The sequence below is a fragment of the Zavarzinia sp. genome (genome assembly GCF_041650655.1).
GTDB lineage: Bacteria > Pseudomonadota > Alphaproteobacteria > Zavarziniales > Zavarziniaceae > Zavarzinia.
The window spans coordinates 1-15,226 of record NZ_JBAZKR010000062.1 but is presented as its reverse complement, the minus strand read 5'-3'; the positions used below and the strand labels follow the sequence as shown (position 1 = coordinate 15,226).

Here is a 15,226-nt window from a genome sequence, read left to right as displayed (position 1 = left end):
TTGCCGATTAAGCTGGTGCTGTTATAAGAATTCTTATGACTGATGCCCCGCCCGGCTGGGACCACTACCGCAGCCTGCTGGCCGTGCTGGAAACCGGCAGCCTGAGTGCCGCCGCCCGCCACCTGGGCCTGACCCAGCCGACGCTGGGCCATCACATCGCCGCGCTCGAGGCGGCCCTGGGCGTCCCCCTCTTCACCCGCTCGCCGCGCGGCCTGCAGCCGACGGCGACGGCCCGCCTGCTGCGTCCCCATGCCGAGGCCATGGCGGCGGCCGAAGGGGCGCTGCGCCGGGCCGCCTCGGCCGAGGCGGGGGGCGAGCGGGGCACCGTCCGCATCACGGCGAGCGAGGTGGTGGGCGGCCTGGTGCTGCCGCCCTATCTGGCCGAATTCCGCCGCCGCCATCCGGGCATCGTGCTCGAACTCTCGCTCTCCAACCTGTCCGAAGACCTGCTGCATCAGGCGGCGGATATCGCCATCCGCATGGTCACGCCGCGGCAGGAAGCGCTGGTCGCCCGTCCTCTGGGCGAGATCCACTTGGGCCTCTATGCCAGGGCCGACTATCTGGCCGCGGCGGGCACGCCGGCCCGCCTGGAGGATATCGCCGGCCATGCCCTGATCGGACCGGACCGGGACAGGGCCGTGCTGCGCGGTCTCGGCGTCGCCGCGCTGGCGCCCGAGGCCTTCACCCTCCGCCTCGACGACCAGGCGGCGCAATTCGCCTTCATCCGGGCGGGCTATGGCATCGGCGTCTGTCAATGCGGTCTCGCCGCGCGGGAGCCCGGTCTCGTCCGCCTGTTGCCCGAAGCCTTCGAGGCCAGGCTGCCGGTCTGGCTGGTCTGTCACGAGGACCTGCGGGCCAGTCGCCGCGTGCGCCTGGTCTTCGACTTCCTGGCCGAAGCGCTGGCCGATTATATCGTCCGCGGAGGGTGAGGGCGGCGTCGCGAAACTATCGCGGGCCTGAAACGGGACTGTCGCAGCCACGCCCTATGTTCCGCCGTCCCGCATTCCGGGATTGGAGGGCCCCCCATGTTCCTGCGTATCCTGACCTCGGCATCGCTGGTCTGCCTCTGTGCGGCCGCCGCCCAGGCCGCCGATGGCATCACCCTGACCACCCCGCATCTGACCTCGGCCGACAATTTCCGCGACCTGGTCGGTACCACGACGTCCTACACGGTCTCGACCTATGACGGCGTGCTGCGTCCGGGCGTGTTCTACCGCTCCAACGCGCTGTCGCTGAACACGGCCGATCTCGCCACGGTCGAGACCCTGGGCATCGGCCTCGTCATCGACCTCCGCCAGCCGAGCGAGATCGCGACCAAGCCGGACACGGTGCCGGCCGGCGCCAGCTATCTGAACGTCAATGTGCTCGGCTCCGTCAGCCTGACGCTTCCCATGGTGAGCCCGGCCACCTCGATCGCCTATATGGAAGAGATCAACCGCCAGTTCGTGACCAATGCGGCGGTCCGCGCCGAACTGGCGAAGACTCTGGTGGCGCTGGCCCAGGAGGACGATGCCGCCCTCTATCACTGCACCGCGGGCAAGGATCGGACCGGCTGGGTCTCGGCCGTGCTGCTCTCGATCGCCGGGGTCGATTCCGCGACGATCATGGACAATTACCTGGCCAGCAACAGCTATTCGGCGGGTAGCATCGCCGCCACTCTGGCTCAGCTCACCACGGCTTACGGCGCCGGTTTCGCTGCCATCTACGCCCCTCTGCTGGGTGTCCAGGCGAGCTATCTCCAGGCCGGTCTCGACCAGCTCGCGGCCGACTACGGCACGATGGACGATTACCTGAAGAACGGCCTCGGCCTCGATCAGGCGACCATCTATGTCCTGCGCGGCAAGCTGGTGCGCTATGGCGTGCTGCCGGGCCAAGCCGGGCTTTCCGGCAATGCCGCGGCCGGTGCCGAGCTGCTGCGGGCACTCCAGGACAGCGATCTCTCGGGCGCCTATACCGACTATAACTACTACCTCCAGTCGGCCATCGACGCCGCCACCCTGGGCGCGGTGCCGACCACGGTGGGCGGTCAGATCCATGCCGACGCCGGCGCCTTCCTGCTGCGGGCGCCGCAGCGGCTCGAGGACGCCACCGCGACCTATGCCCGCGGCACCGGCCTCGGCGAAGACGAGACCCGCTATTGGGTCGCCGGCCTCGCCTCCTATTTCTCCGCCGACGGCGGCACGGAAGCGGCGGATGCCAAGGAACACGAGGCGGGCAGCGTGCTGGGCGCCACCCATCGCTTCGGCGCCGACGCGGTCGCCGATCTCGGCGCTGCCTACAGCGCCGGCACGATCGACGCCGCCGGCGCTTCGGCCGATGTCGATGTCACCTCGCTCACGCTGGGCGGGCGTTACGGCTTCGCCGGGCTCGGCGCCGGGCCTTTCGTCGCCCTGAACGGCAGCGCCTCCTATGTCGACTACAGTGCCGACCGGGCGCTCGGCGCCGGCCTCGGCAGCGCCAGCGGCGATAGCAGCGGCTCGGTCTTCGCGGCGCGCGGCGCCGTCGGCTATCTCGCCACCGTACAGGGCTTCACGGTCGAGCCGGCGCTGGGCCTCCGCATCGCCCGGGCCGATCTCGACGGCTTCCAGGAGGCGGGCAGCGACCTCGCCCTGGCGGTCGACGCCATCGGCGAGACCCGGACCAGCCTGCTCGCCGATCTCCGCATCGCCATGGACAATGCCAAGCTCGGCGCCTGGACAGTCTCGCCCGGCTTCAGCTTCGGCTACGAGCGGGCCCTCGACTCCGACGGCGTGACCAGCCGCGGCACGGTGCAGGGCGTCTCGATCAGCCAGCAGTCGGCCGACGACGGGCGCAACCTGTTCAAGCTCGGCTTCGACTTGGCGGCCTCGACCGACGGCATCACACTGGCCGCCGGCATCCGCGGCATCGGCGGCGATAATACCGAAGGTGTCTCTGGCCATATCGGCCTGGGTCTGCGCTTCTGATCGCTGGGGGCGGTGCTGCCCTGCGCCGGGCGCGCCGCCCTCATTCCAGAATTCGCTTGGAAATAAGCCGGTAGCGGGCTAGTTTCCGGGTCGGAGATTGCGCGGCGCGTTGCGCCGACTGGGATTGGGCTGGCAATCTCCCCGATCATCCCGGTGCCGGTGCCATCGCCTGTTTCGCTCTGCGGAACGGGGCCTTGCCAGCACGACACTTGCCCCCGCATCCCGATGGATTCGAGCGAAAGTAACGATCGTCCATGAGACCAGGACAGCAGCACAACAAGCGACCGCGTGGCGGCCGACAGAACGGCAATGGCGGCGGCGGCGGCGGCGGAGGCGGCGGCGGTGGCGGCGGGCGGAAGCCGGGCCACGGCCCGAACCGGACCTATGATTCGAACGGTCCCGACGTGAAGGTGCGCGGCACCGCCAGCCACATTTTCGAGAAATATCAGCAGCTCGCGCGGGATGCCCAGTCCGCCGGTGACCGTGTCACGGCCGAAAACTACCTCCAGCACGCCGAGCATTACTATCGCCTGATGCTGGCCAACAATCTGATCGCGCCGCGGAACCCCGGCGGCCCGCAGGGCCAGCCGAATCCCGGCCAGGGCGTCCAGCCCGAAATGCCGCCCTTCGACATGAGCCTCGCCAACGGCGAGGAAGAGACCGAAGTGCTCGATTTCGACCTCGACGGCGACCGCATCACGAGCTGAGGGCTCTGCCCTTCTCGCCGCCCTCGCCCCCGACCGGGGGGGAGGGCCGGGGCGAGGGGGCGGCTTCGCGGCCGCCGCCCGCCACACCCTTCCTTGATTTTCGTCAAGGCATTCCCTCGCCCCTTGTGTTGCAACGAGGCAACACTATATCGGTGGGGACGGACGGCGGACCTGACATCCGCTGCCAAGGAAGGGGATCCTCGGAATGGATTTCGAGAAATATACCGAACGCGCCCGCGGTTTCGTGCAGTCGGCCCAGGGGCTGGCCCTGCGCTCGGGCCACCAGCGTTTCACGCCCGAACATCTCGCCAAAGTGCTGCTCGACGACGAGCAGGGACTGGCGGCTTCGCTGATCAAGGCGGCGGGCGGCCGCGCCGATGCGGCCCTGGCCGGGATCGAGGCGGAAATCGCCAAGATGCCGAAGGTCGAGGGCCAGGGTGCCGGCCAGCTCTATCTGGCGCCGGAAACCGCGCGCCTCTTCGATTCCGCCGAACAGATCGCCAAGAAGGCGGGTGACAGCTTCGTCACCGCCGAACGCCTCCTGCTCGCCCTGGTGATGGCCTCCGGTACGCCCGCGGCCGAAGTCTTCAAGAAGGCCGGCGTCACCGCGCAGGGCCTGAACAAGGCGATCGACGACCTGCGCAAGGGCCGCACCGCCGATACCGCTTCGGCCGAAGACAGCTACGAGGCCCTGAAGAAATACGCCCGCGACCTGACCGCCGCGGCGCGCGACGGCAAGCTCGACCCGGTGATCGGCCGCGACGAGGAAATTCGCCGCACCATCCAGGTCCTGTCGCGCCGGACCAAGAACAATCCCGTGCTGATCGGCGAGCCCGGCGTCGGCAAGACCGCGATCGCCGAAGGCTTGGCGCTTCGCATCGTCAATGGCGACGTGCCGGAATCGCTCAAGCATAAGCAGCTCATGGCGCTCGACCTCGGCGCCATGGTCGCCGGTGCCAAGTTCCGCGGCGAATTCGAGGAACGGCTGAAGGCCGTGCTGAACGAAATCACCGCCTCCGGCGACATCATCATGTTCATCGACGAGATGCACACGCTGGTCGGCGCCGGCAAGGCGGACGGCGCCATGGACGCTTCCAACCTGCTGAAGCCCGCATTGGCCCGCGGCGAGTTGCATTGCGTCGGCGCCACCACGCTGGACGAATACCGTAAGCATGTCGAGAAGGACGCGGCGCTCGCCCGTCGCTTCCAGCCCGTCTTCGTGAGCGAGCCGACGGTCGAGGACACGATCTCGATCCTGCGCGGCCTCAAGGAGAAATACGAGCTGCACCACGGCGTGCGCATCACCGACGTGGCCCTGGTCGCGGCGGCGACGCTGTCCAACCGCTATATCACCGACCGCTTCCTGCCCGACAAGGCGATCGACCTCGTGGACGAATCGGCCAGTCGGCTGCGCATGGAAGTCGACTCGAAGCCCGAGGCGCTGGACGAGTTGGACCGCAAGATCATGCAGTTGCAGATCGAGCGCGAAGCCCTGAAGAAGGAAGAGGACAAGGCCTCGAAGGAGCGCCTGGCCAAGCTCGAGAAGGACCTCGCCGAACTGGAACAGGAGTCGGCCGAGATGACCGCCAAATGGCGGTCCGAGAAGGACAAGCTCTCGGTCCAGCAGAAGCTGAAGGAACAGCTCGACGCCGCCCGTTCGGAACTCGAACAGGCGCAGCGCAAGGGTAACCTCGCCCGTGCCGGCGAGATCGCCTATGGCGTGATCCCGGATCTCACCGCCAAGCTCGAGAAGGCCCAGGCCGATACCGAGGCCGCGACCATGCGCGAAGCGGTGACGGAAGAGGATATCGCCGCCGTCGTCTCGCGCTGGACCGGCATTCCGGTCGACAAGATGCTGTCGGGCGAGCGCGAGAAGCTCTTGAAGATGGAACAGCTTCTGGCCAGCCGCGTGGTCGGCCAGCCGGAAGCGGTCACCGCCGTCTCGAATGCCGTCCGGCGCGCCCGTGCGGGATTGCAGGACGCGGCGCGTCCCATCGGCTCCTTCCTGTTCCTGGGCCCGACCGGCGTCGGCAAAACCGAGCTGACCAAGGCGCTGGCCGAATTCCTGTTCGACGACGATACGGCCATGGTCCGCATCGACATGTCGGAATTCATGGAGAAACACGCGGTGTCGCGCCTGATCGGTGCGCCTCCGGGCTATGTCGGCTATGAGGAAGGCGGCGTGCTGACCGAGGCCGTCCGGCGCCGGCCCTATCAGGTGATCCTGTTCGACGAGGTCGAAAAGGCGCATCCCGACGTCTTCAACGTGCTGCTCCAGGTCCTCGACGACGGCCGCCTGACCGACGGCCAGGGCCGCACGGTCGACTTCCGCAACACGGTGATCATCCTCACCTCCAACCTGGGCGGCGAATATCTCGCGGCCGAGGATGCGGACGTCAATCCGGGGCGCACCCGCGACCTCGTCATGGGGGCCGTGCGCGCCGCCTTCCGGCCCGAGTTCCTGAACCGGCTCGACGAAGTCGTGCTGTTCAACCGCCTGGGCCGGGGCGAGATGACCGGCATCGTCGAGATCCAGCTCGGCCGCCTGCGCAAGCTGCTGGGCGAACGCAAGCTGTCGCTGGAACTCGACCAGGCGGCCAAGGAATGGCTGGCCGAAGCGGGCTACGACCCGGTTTACGGCGCCCGTCCGCTGAAGCGCGTCATTCAGCGCAACCTCCAGAATCCGCTCGCCGAGCTCATTCTGGAAGGCGAGGTGAACGAAGGCGATACCGTGAAGGTCTCGGCCGAAGCGGGCCAGCTGGTGATCAACGGCAAAGCCGTCGAAGCCGAAGGCCACATGCTCGGCAAGGCCAAGAGCCCGGCCTTCGTCTCCACCGTCGAAGGCAACGCCTGAGGTCTCTGGCCTGCGTCGTGCCCGGGGGCTCGTCCCGGGCACGACGCGAACGCAGGCCGCAACGAGTAGACGTGGATGGCCGGGTCATGCCCGGCCATGACGTTTTCGGAGGGGCCTCGCTCAGGAAAGAGTGGCGCCCATCCGGACCAGGCGGCCCGGCTTCGCCCCGGTCAGCGCGTCGTTCTCGATCACCGGAATGCCCTTCACGATCGTCGCGCGGTAACCCACCGCGTCCTGCAGCAGGCGCTGGCCGCCCGCCGGCAGGTCCTGCACCATATGCGGTGCCTTCAGGGTCAGGCGGTCGAAATCGATCACATTGAGGTCGGCGCGCTTGCCCGGTTCGATCGTGCCGCGGTCGTGGAAGCCGCCGTGGGCGGCATTGGCGCCGGTCAGCATGTGCACCGCCTTTTCGAGTGGCAGGCGATCGCCCTTCACCCGGTCGCGCGCCCAATAGGCGAGCAGGAAGGTCGAGAAGGAGGCGTCGCAGACCGTGCCGACATGGGCGCCGCCGTCCGACAGGCCCGCCAGGGCGAGGGGATGGCGCATCATGGTCAGCACATTGTCGAGCGAGAAGCCGACGTAATTGGCGAAGGGGAAATAGAGCAGGGCCTTGCCCTCGTCCTCCAGCATGGCGTCATAGACGGCGGCGAGCGGGGTGACGCCCTTGGCCTCCGCCTCGGCATAGAGGCTCTTCTCGAAGGGCTGCTCGTAATCCGGTGTCTCGCCCAGCCGGAACATCATGGTCGAGACGAAATCGATCGCGGCCAGGAATTTGTCGACCATGGGCGGCACCGAGGAACCGTCGGCCGCCAGCCGTTCCGGCTGTTCCGACAGCATGCGCGCCTTGGTCGCCGGATCGCGCAGGATCGCCACCCGCTCCGCCAGCGGCAGATGGGCGATCGCCTTGTAACTCGGATGGCCCATGAAGGGATGGAAGGTGCATTGCAGGCCCAGCATCACGCCGACCGCGCGGGGCGCCGTCTGCAGGCGGATGGTGACGCCCTTCTTTTCCGCCGCCTCGGCCCGGGCGACGATGCGCTTCCACTGTTCGGGCGCCATCGGGCGTTCCATCAGGGTGATCGAGGTCGGACGATCCGGCACGGTCGCGGCATAGGCCTCGACGATGTCGAATTCGCGCTCGAATTCCTCCGGCCCCTTTTCCAGGTCGAAGTCGGAGACGGCTTGCAGCACGCCGAAATCGAGCCCCTTCAGGGCTTCGGCGAGGCCGGTCAATTCTTCCGTCGCGGCTTCGGAGGCCGGCGTCTCCAACCCGTCCGACGTGCGGTGGGTATCGCTCCGCCCGGTGGCGAAGCCGAAGGCGCCGGCCGTCATGGCTTCGCGCAGCAGGCGGCGCATCTCGGCGATGTCGGCGGCGGTGGCCGCCTCGCCCTTCACCGCACGCTCGCCCATGACATAGACACGCAGGGGGTCATGCGGAACCATGGCGGCGAAATCGATCGTATGGGGAAAGTCGATCGCGGCCAGATAGTCCGGGAATGTCTCCCAGTTCCATTTCAGGCCCTCGGCCAGGGCGACGCCGGGAATATCCTCGACCCCTTCCATCAGGCGGATCAGGCAGTCGTGATCGGCCGGGCGCACCGGCGCGAAGCCGACGCCGCAATTGCCGAGCACGGCGGTGGTGACGCCGTGATTGACCGAGGGGCGGAGGTCGGCGTCCCAGGTCACCTGGCCGTCGTAATGGGTGTGCAGGTCGATGAAGCCCGGCGTGACGATGGCGCCGGCGGCGTCGATCACGCGGGCGGCCGTGCCCGGGCAGGTGCCGACGGCGGCGATCCGCCCGTCCTTCACGGCGACGTCGCCGGGATAGGCCGGCTTGCCGGTGCCGTCGACGATCAGGCCCCCGGTGATCTTCAGGTCGTAGTCCATGGCGCTCCCTCTTCCGCTTCTCCGGCGGTTGCGATGATCATGACATCTAGTCGCATTCGACGTCGCGGTCATTGATCGGCCCTGCCAGAAAATTGACTTTTTGTGCCAAGGGGCGATGCTGGGGGCATGATCGGCAGCGGTGTCCTCTCCGCCTATCTGGCGGCCCTGGTCGAGACTCTCGGGTCTCGCGCTCCCGCCGTGGCGGAAGCGGCGGGGATCGAGCCCGCGTTGCTGGCGAGGCCCGATGCGGTGCTGCCGATCGCGGCGGTCGATCGCCTGTGGCAGGCGGCGGCCGCGGCGCTGGGCGATCCGGCCTTCGGGGTCGAGGTCGGGCGGCGCATGCAGCCGGGCAGTTTCGCCGTGGTCGGCCAGGTCATGATGACGGCGCCGGACCTGGGTGCCGCGCTGGCCGCCGCCGGCCGGCTCACCGCCCTGATCGGCGAGGGCGGGCTCGTCGAGGCTGCGGGCGAGCCGGGCCGGGTCCTGATGCGCTACAGACCCTTGCGGCCCGACTGGCCGGAGCGGGAAGCGCGGGTCGATGCCGCCCTGGCCGGCAGCCTGACCCTGGCGCGCTGGATCACCGGAATGCCCGACCTGGCGCCGGCCGAAGTCCGCCTGACGCGGGCGGCGCCGCGCGATCCTGGCCCCTGGGCGGCGCATTTCGCCGCTCCCTTGCGTTTCGCGGCGGCGGAGAACGCCCTGGTCTGGCGGCGCGAGCAGATGGCCCTGCCGCTTCGCGCCGCCGATCCCGCGCTGAACGACCTGCTGCGCCGCCATGCCGAGGGGCGGCTGCGCGAACGGCTGGCGGCGGAGGGGGCGGCGGCGGACCTGCATGGTGCCATCGCCGGCCTGATGGCGGCGGGCACAGTGCCCACCTTGGCCGCAGCGGCCTCCCGCCTCGGCCGTGGCACACGCAGCCTGCAACGGGCGCTCGATGCCCTCGGCACCAGTTTCAGTGCGGAACGCGACCGGGTCCGTCTGGCCGAGGCGCGCCGCCTGCTGGGCGAAGCGGGGCTCTCGATCGAGGCGATCGCGGCCCGCCTCGCCTATGCCGAGGCGGCGGTCTTCGTCCGTGCCTTCCGCCGCTGGACCGGGCAGAGCCCGGCGCGCTTCCGCCGCATCCTCAGTGCATCGCCGCCATCGGCCTCATGAGGCGGCGCATCAGGCCGGGGAACAGGCCGGCCAGGCGAAGCCCGAAAGTCACCGTGGCATTGCCCGGCCAGTGGCGCTTGTCGCCATTGGCGGCGCGCCAGATCAGTTCGGCGATGTCCTCCGGCGTATGGGCGACGCCGCCCATCTTGGACACCGCCTTGTCCGCCTCCTTGCCCTGGGAATGGACCATGTCGGTCGCCACGAAGCCGGGCATCACGTCCGAGACCTTGATGCCATAGCCGGCGAATTCCTGGGACAGCGCCTCGGTCAGGGCGCGCACGGCGAATTTGGTCGCCGAATAGACCGCGAGGCCCGGCGTGCCATAGAGCGCCGATGCGGAGCAGAGCGAGATCACATGGGAACCCGCCGTCTTCTTGAGGAAGGGCAGGGCGGCCGTGAAGCCGTTGACGACGCCCTTCAGGTTGACGTCGATCGTCTTCGCATGGAAGGCGGGGTCGATATTCTCGAAGGCGGCGAATTTGGCGATGCCGGCATTGTTGAGGAGGACGTCGAGCCGCCCGCCCGCCGCCGCGACGAAATCGCCCAGCACTTTGCGGAAGGCGTCGAGATCGGTCACGTCCAGCACGGCATGGAAGCTTCGGTTGGCGCCGATCTCGGCCGACAGGGCGGCGACCCCGGCGGCGTCCAGGTCGGCCAGGCCGACGAACCAGCCGGCCTTGGCGAAGCGGCGCGCGGTGGCGGCGCCGATGCCGCGGGCGGCGCCGGTGATGAAGATGCTCCTGGTCACGCTGCTCATACTCTCTCCCCTTGTTTTTCTTGGGCTTGCTTCTGTCGTTGTCCGCTCACTCGCCCCAGAGGTCGAGGGGCACGGAGAAGGGCGTGTTGATCCAGCTCCGCTGCGCCGGGCCCATGGCCGCCAGGCCCTCGACCAGGCGGCCGTCCAGGCCCATCAGGCGGTCGGCGATGGCGACGATCCGCCGGTTGGGCGAAGCGACCGGCGATTGCAGGCGGATCGCTTTCGCCGCCGCCACTTCGCGCCCCGGGTTGTGCAGGGCCAGCGTGATCAGGGCGGTGGCGGTCGAGCGGGAAATGCCGGCCCAGCAATGGATCAGGATCGGTGTCGCCGGGTCCCAGCCGCGCAGGAAGCCGATCAACTCGCGCACATGTTCTTCCTCGGGAATGGTCAGCCCGTCGCCTGGTTCGGCGAAATCGTGCACGCCGACCCGGTGATGCGCCTCGGGCGCCACGCCCTCCGGCGTCTCCGGCCAGTCGCCGGGATCGAGCAGGGAGACGACGCGACTGGGCCTTACTCGCCGGGCGACCGCCGGCAGTTCGGACCAGGGACAGACATGGACGATCGGCATTTCCTCTCCCGCCTCGGCGCTTGCGCAGCCTTTTCCGCAAGCTAAAATGACAAATGCTCATCTACAAGCGCCGGCAACAGGCGCCGCCGGATTTCGGCTGCGAGCGTGGGGGGAGAATACATGGATTCGGTCGTGCCGTTGATCCTGCCTGTGGTGGCCGCGGTGGCCCTGATGGCGACGATCTATTTCGTTTCGCGCGGGGCGCGGGCGCCGGCCCTGGACGAGATCCTGGCGCGCCGCCGCCTCTACGAGGATTGGCAGGATTTCGAGGCGGGCGAGGTCTGGATCTCGGCCGACCGCCGGGCGGCGCTGGCGACCGACCGGGGCAGCAACCGCCTGGGCCTCGTCTATGCCTTCGGCGACAAGCTGCCGAGCCGGCTGCTCGGCCCGGGCGACATCCTCTCGGCCCGGCTCGACGGCGGCCGGCTGGTGATCGAGACCAAGGATTTCGGCCGCCACCACTTCGCCCTGGTCTCGACCGGCGAGGCGGCGACGCGGCCCTGGGCGGAGCGCCTGTCCCGCCTCGCGGCGGCATGAGGGGCGAGCCATGGAACTGCTGATCATCCTGCAATATGTCGTGCCCGGCTTCGTCGTCGCTATCCTGGCCGAACTCGCCTGGATGAAATGGCGAGGCGGGGTCTCCTACGAATGGCGCGACAGTGTCGCCAGCCTGACCATGGGCCTCGGCAACCTGGTCGACGGGGCGATGATCGCCGCCCTGCTCTATGTCCTTTTCGCCTGGCTCTATGGCTTCAGGGTGGTGGACTGGCCGGCGGCGGCGTGGTGGGCCTTCCCGATCGTCCTTCTGGTGCAGGACTTCTGCTTCTACTGGAGCCACCGGCTGTCGCACGAATGGCGGCTGTGGTGGGCGGCCCATGTCACCCATCATTCCTCGCAGCACTACAATCTCTCGACAGCACTGCGCCAGCCGGTAACCGGCTTCTTCGCCCTGTCCTGGGCGCCCTATGCCCTGATGCCGCTGGTCGGCATTCCGGTCGAGGCGATCGCGAGCGCCCATGCCGTCTCGCTCGCCTATCAGTTCTGGATCCATACCGAGGCGATCGGCAGGCTGCCGGCCTGGTTCGAGGCGGTGTTCAACACGCCCTCGCACCACCGGGTGCATCACGCCACCAACCCGCGCTATCTCGACCGCAACTATGCCGGCACGCTGATCATATGGGATCGCCTGTTCGGCACCTTCCAGGCCGAGGTGGCGAGCGATCCACCGCGTTACGGCATCGTCAAGAACCTGGGCACCTTCAACCCCGTGGTGATCGGCGTCCACGAATGGGTCTCGATCTTCCGCGACCTCCGCGCCGCCAGGACCTGGCGCGGCCGCCTGATGTGCCTGTTCGGCCCGCCCGGCTGGCGCGAGGACGGCCATGGTTCCACGTCGGAGACGATCCGCGACGATTGGCGCCGCAGGCTGCCCCAGGCGGCGGAATGACGGCGCTCAGGCCCTGACCAGGCGCCGCGCCGCCACCACGGCGCCGAGGCCGAGGGGGATCATGGCGGCGAACAGCCAGGGGCCGGCCCGGAGCGCGGTCGCCGGACCGGGATCGGCGCCCAGGCCGAAGCCGTTGGCGACGATGCCGGCGGCGGCGGCGCCGACGGCATAGCCGAGCAATTGCAGGGTCGGCATGGCGGCGGAGGCCAGCGCCCGTTCCGCCTCGCCGACCGACTGCACCACCCGGCGAACCGTCTGGGCCCAGAGCAATCCCGCTCCGGTGCCCTGGCAGATCGCGAAGAAGGCGGCGGGCAGCACGCCGCCGAAGGGCACGGCCCAGGCGAGGCCGGCGACACCGAGGGCGATGGTCATGGCCCCGGCCGGCACCAAGCGCTTATCCGCCCCCGGCCCGGTGCCGGAGACCGCGATGGCGGCGACCGTCCAGGCGAAGGATTCGGCCGCCACGACATAGCCGCCGACCAGAGGCCCCGCGCCGAACAATTCCTGCAGCAACAGCGGCCCATAGACCGTGAGTGACATGGTGGCGATGGCGAAGCAGAGCACGAGCAGGAGCCCGGCCGCGGTCGCCGAGCCGAGCCGGTAGGCCGCACGCGGCAGGATCGGCGCGGCCGCCGCCCGGTCCAGCCGTCCGGCGAGGGCGAGCAGGGCGATGCCGCAGAGCCCGAAGGCCAGGGCGGAGAGCGCCGCCTCGGTCACCCCGGCGACGGCGATGCCGAAGACGCCGCCCGCCACCAGGGCCAGGCGGCCACAGGGCACGCCGCCCCTTTCCGCCTCCAGCGTGGCCTTCGGCATCAGCAACAGGAAGGCCGGCACCAGGGCGACCGCGGGCAGGCCGAAGGCCCAGAAGGCTTCGCGCCAGAGGCCTGCTTCGGCAAAGAGCCCGCCGGCCAGCGGCCCGAGCAGGGAGGAGGCGCCCCAGATCGCCGAAATCAGGGCGAGCAGCCGCGGCCACAGACGGGACGGAAACAGATGGGTCAAGGCGACATGGGCGAGTGCCACCAGGGCGCCGCCGCCGAAGCCTTGGCAGGCCCGGCCGGCCAGCATCGCCGCCATGTCCGGCGCCGTGGCGCTGACGGCGCAGCCGATGCCGTAGAGGCCGGCGCCGGCCGCCAATGCCGCCCGCAGGCCGAGGCGGCGCGCCGTCGGCCCGGCCGCGGCACCGGCGACGATCGAGGCGAGGACATAGACCGCGGTCGCCCAGGGCAGGAAGGCGGCGCCGCCGATCTCGGCGACCACCGACGGCATCACGGTCGCCGTCATCAACGTGTCGGCGGCATGGAGCCAGACCCCGAAGCAGAGCAGGACATAGGCACTGAAATGTTCGGCCGCGAGCATCTCGCGCCAGGCGACGCGCTCGGTCCCGGGCGGACCGTTCACCGGCCGCCCCGGCGTTCGTGACAGATCGTCATATTTTCGGTGACCCTGGGTGCCGCGGCCTGTAGATTGGCGAAAAACGGGAGGAAATGCAGGCATGACCCTGCCGGATCCGGTCACTTATGCCATACCCTTGTTCGGCTTGGCGATCTTTGCCGAGCTGATCGCCATGCGTCTCGGCCGGGGCATCGCCTACGAGCCGAAGGATGCCGCAGCGTCGTTGGCCATGGGCCTGGGCAGCCTGCTGCCGGGCGCCCTGAAATGGCCCGTGCTCTATTACGCCTTCGAATGGGTGCGGGGCTTCGCCCTGTTCGACATCGGCTATCAGTGGTGGGCCTTCGTCGCGGTCTTCTTCGCCGAGGACTTCTGCTACTACTGGTTCCATCGCCTCGCCCACGAGCATCGCCTGTGGTGGGCGTCCCATGTGAACCACCATTCCTCCCAGCACTACAATCTGTCCACGGCACTGCGCCAGACCTGGACCGGCCAGGTCGCGCTGACCTGGATCTGCTGGCTGCCGCTCTCCCTGATCGGCTTCCCGACCGAGCTGATCTTCTTCCAGATGGGCGTCAGCCTGGTCTATCAGTTCTGGATCCATACCGAGGCGATCCACCGGATGCCGGCCTGGTTCGAGGCGGTCTTCAACACGCCCTCGCACCACCGGGTGCATCATGCGACCAACCCGCGCTATCTGGACGCCAATTACGCCGGCATCCTGATCGTCTGGGACCGGCTGTTCGGCACCTTCGTACCGGAGGACGACGCGGAACCCTGCCGCTACGGCATCGTGAAGAACCTGGGCAGCTTCAATCTGGGCGTGATCGCCTTCCACGAATGGGTCGCCCTGGCGCGCGATTTCGCCAAGGCGCGGACGTGGCGCGGCCGCTTGATGACCCTGTTCGGCCCGCCCGGCTGGCGCGAGGACGGCACCGGCAGCACCTCGGCCGACATCAGGCGGGCCTGGACGCAACGCCGAACCCAGCCGGGCCGAACCCAGCCGGCGGAATAGGGATCAGGGCAGGCTTTTCCGGTACTGGATGATGCCGGCGAAGCCGTTCGCCTCGTTCGGGCGGAGCAGCGGCGGCACCTGGCTGTCGTCGGTGCCGAGGCTGATGCCCAGGCCCTGGTCGCGCTGTAGCGCTGGAACCGGGGCTGGTGGCGGGGTCGGCGCGGGGTCGAGGCGCGCCGTCGTCGAGGGGACGTCGGGTGTCGCCGAGCTGGTCCGCCGCCCCTGGGGCGGCAGTTCGATCTTCGGGCGCTGCGCTGTGGCCCGGCGCGGACGGCTGGCGTCGATCGCCGGCCCTTCGGTCGCGGGGGCGATGTCGACCTGGCTCGAATCGCGGAGCGAATCCCCCATTGCACCGGCCAGAGGGGCCAGTGTCAGGACGAGCGCTGCGATGATCGAGCGAACGGTCTTCATGGCCCGACGCTATACCCCCGCAAATTGCACCCGAAGCGGGAGTCGCGCCAAAACGGGTCGAATCAGTCGATCGGGGACGACGGCTCCCGCTGCC

13 protein-coding genes are annotated in these 15,226 nt (G+C 69.1%); 8 read left to right on the top strand and 5 right to left on the bottom strand.

From position 1 onward, the window contains the following. Positions 1 to 35 precede the first annotated feature (35 nt). The 4 genes from WC493_RS14610 to clpB all read left to right on the top strand — a co-directional run bounded on the left by WC493_RS14610 (position 36) and on the right by clpB (position 6,506). On the top strand, positions 36 to 929 hold the full coding sequence (locus WC493_RS14610; RefSeq protein WP_373066266.1) for a LysR family transcriptional regulator: 894 nt from the start codon (positions 36 to 38) through the stop codon (positions 927 to 929). A gap of 96 nt (positions 930 to 1,025) precedes the next feature. Continuing rightward, positions 1,026 to 2,945, top strand: coding sequence for a tyrosine-protein phosphatase (locus tag WC493_RS14605; RefSeq protein ID WP_373066265.1), 1,920 nt, complete (start codon positions 1,026 to 1,028; stop codon positions 2,943 to 2,945). Positions 2,946 to 3,199: 254 nt separating this feature from the next. Then, positions 3,200 to 3,652 carry a DUF4167 domain-containing protein gene (locus tag WC493_RS14600; RefSeq protein WP_373066264.1) on the top strand — a complete coding sequence of 151 codons (453 nt, stop codon included), beginning with the start codon at positions 3,200 to 3,202 and terminating at the stop codon, positions 3,650 to 3,652. A 205-nt stretch (positions 3,653 to 3,857) separates the two neighbouring features. After that, entirely contained in the window at positions 3,858 to 6,506 is a 2,649-nt protein-coding gene (gene clpB / locus WC493_RS14595) for an ATP-dependent chaperone ClpB (protein ID WP_373066263.1), read from the top strand. A gap of 120 nt (positions 6,507 to 6,626) precedes the next feature. Here clpB and WC493_RS14590 read toward each other — a convergent pair whose 3' ends face one another. Continuing rightward, entirely contained in the window at positions 6,627 to 8,393 is a 1,767-nt protein-coding gene (locus WC493_RS14590) for an amidohydrolase family protein (protein ID WP_373066262.1), read from the bottom strand. A gap of 126 nt (positions 8,394 to 8,519) precedes the next feature. Here WC493_RS14590 and WC493_RS14585 point away from each other — a divergent pair, with 126 nt between their 5' ends. Beyond that, positions 8,520 to 9,545: an AraC family transcriptional regulator ligand-binding domain-containing protein gene (locus WC493_RS14585; RefSeq protein ID WP_373066261.1), complete on the top strand. Its 1,026-nt coding sequence runs from the start codon at positions 8,520 to 8,522 to the stop codon at positions 9,543 to 9,545. On the opposite strand, the gene WC493_RS14580 is transcribed toward WC493_RS14585, so the two are convergent. Beyond that, positions 9,517 to 10,302: an SDR family oxidoreductase gene (locus tag WC493_RS14580; RefSeq protein WP_373066260.1), complete on the bottom strand. Its 786-nt coding sequence runs from the start codon at positions 10,300 to 10,302 to the stop codon at positions 9,517 to 9,519. The two genes, WC493_RS14585 and WC493_RS14580, sit on opposite strands and share 29 nt — an antisense overlap. Positions 10,303 to 10,348: 46 nt before the next feature. Continuing rightward, entirely contained in the window at positions 10,349 to 10,870 is a 522-nt protein-coding gene (locus WC493_RS14575; protein WP_373066259.1) for a tyrosine phosphatase family protein, read from the bottom strand. A 120-nt stretch (positions 10,871 to 10,990) separates the two neighbouring features. Here WC493_RS14575 and WC493_RS14570 point away from each other — a divergent pair, with 120 nt between their 5' ends. After that, positions 10,991 to 11,407 (top strand): hypothetical protein, encoded by a 417-nt coding sequence (locus WC493_RS14570; protein WP_373066258.1) that lies wholly within the window; start codon positions 10,991 to 10,993, stop codon positions 11,405 to 11,407. Between the two features lie 10 nt (positions 11,408 to 11,417). Continuing rightward, positions 11,418 to 12,317 (top strand): sterol desaturase family protein, encoded by a 900-nt coding sequence (locus WC493_RS14565; RefSeq protein ID WP_373066257.1) that lies wholly within the window; start codon positions 11,418 to 11,420, stop codon positions 12,315 to 12,317. A 6-nt stretch (positions 12,318 to 12,323) separates the two neighbouring features. Here WC493_RS14565 and WC493_RS14560 read toward each other — a convergent pair whose 3' ends face one another. Further along, entirely contained in the window at positions 12,324 to 13,715 is a 1,392-nt protein-coding gene (locus tag WC493_RS14560) for an MFS transporter (protein WP_373066256.1), read from the bottom strand. 94 nt (positions 13,716 to 13,809) lie between these two features. Between WC493_RS14560 and WC493_RS14555 the strand changes: the two genes are divergently transcribed. After that, positions 13,810 to 14,721, top strand: a complete 912-nt coding sequence (locus WC493_RS14555) for a sterol desaturase family protein (protein ID WP_373066255.1) — start codon at positions 13,810 to 13,812, stop codon at positions 14,719 to 14,721. 3 nt (positions 14,722 to 14,724) lie between these two features. On the opposite strand, the gene WC493_RS14550 is transcribed toward WC493_RS14555, so the two are convergent. After that, complete coding sequence (locus WC493_RS14550; RefSeq protein ID WP_373066254.1) at positions 14,725 to 15,132, bottom strand: hypothetical protein; 408 nt, start codon at positions 15,130 to 15,132, stop codon at positions 14,725 to 14,727. Between the last annotated feature and the right edge of the window lie 94 nt (positions 15,133 to 15,226).

Coding starts and splice junctions, on each gene's coding strand:
- WC493_RS14575 (WP_373066259.1), bottom strand. CDS start 10,870: ATGCCGATCGTCCATGTCTGTCCCTGGTCCGAACTGCCGGCGGTCGCC.
- WC493_RS14580 (WP_373066260.1), bottom strand. CDS start 10,302: ATGAGCAGCGTGACCAGGAGCATCTTCATCACCGGCGCCGCCCGCGGC.
- WC493_RS14600 (WP_373066264.1), top strand. CDS start 3,200: ATGAGACCAGGACAGCAGCACAACAAGCGACCGCGTGGCGGCCGACAG.
- WC493_RS14565 (WP_373066257.1), top strand. CDS start 11,418: ATGGAACTGCTGATCATCCTGCAATATGTCGTGCCCGGCTTCGTCGTC.
- WC493_RS14550 (WP_373066254.1), bottom strand. CDS start 15,132: ATGAAGACCGTTCGCTCGATCATCGCAGCGCTCGTCCTGACACTGGCC.
- WC493_RS14605 (WP_373066265.1), top strand. CDS start 1,026: ATGTTCCTGCGTATCCTGACCTCGGCATCGCTGGTCTGCCTCTGTGCG.
- WC493_RS14555 (WP_373066255.1), top strand. CDS start 13,810: ATGACCCTGCCGGATCCGGTCACTTATGCCATACCCTTGTTCGGCTTG.
- WC493_RS14610 (WP_373066266.1), top strand. CDS start 36: ATGACTGATGCCCCGCCCGGCTGGGACCACTACCGCAGCCTGCTGGCC.
- clpB (WP_373066263.1), top strand. CDS start 3,858: ATGGATTTCGAGAAATATACCGAACGCGCCCGCGGTTTCGTGCAGTCG.
- WC493_RS14570 (WP_373066258.1), top strand. CDS start 10,991: ATGGATTCGGTCGTGCCGTTGATCCTGCCTGTGGTGGCCGCGGTGGCC.
- WC493_RS14585 (WP_373066261.1), top strand. CDS start 8,520: ATGATCGGCAGCGGTGTCCTCTCCGCCTATCTGGCGGCCCTGGTCGAG.
- WC493_RS14590 (WP_373066262.1), bottom strand. CDS start 8,393: ATGGACTACGACCTGAAGATCACCGGGGGCCTGATCGTCGACGGCACC.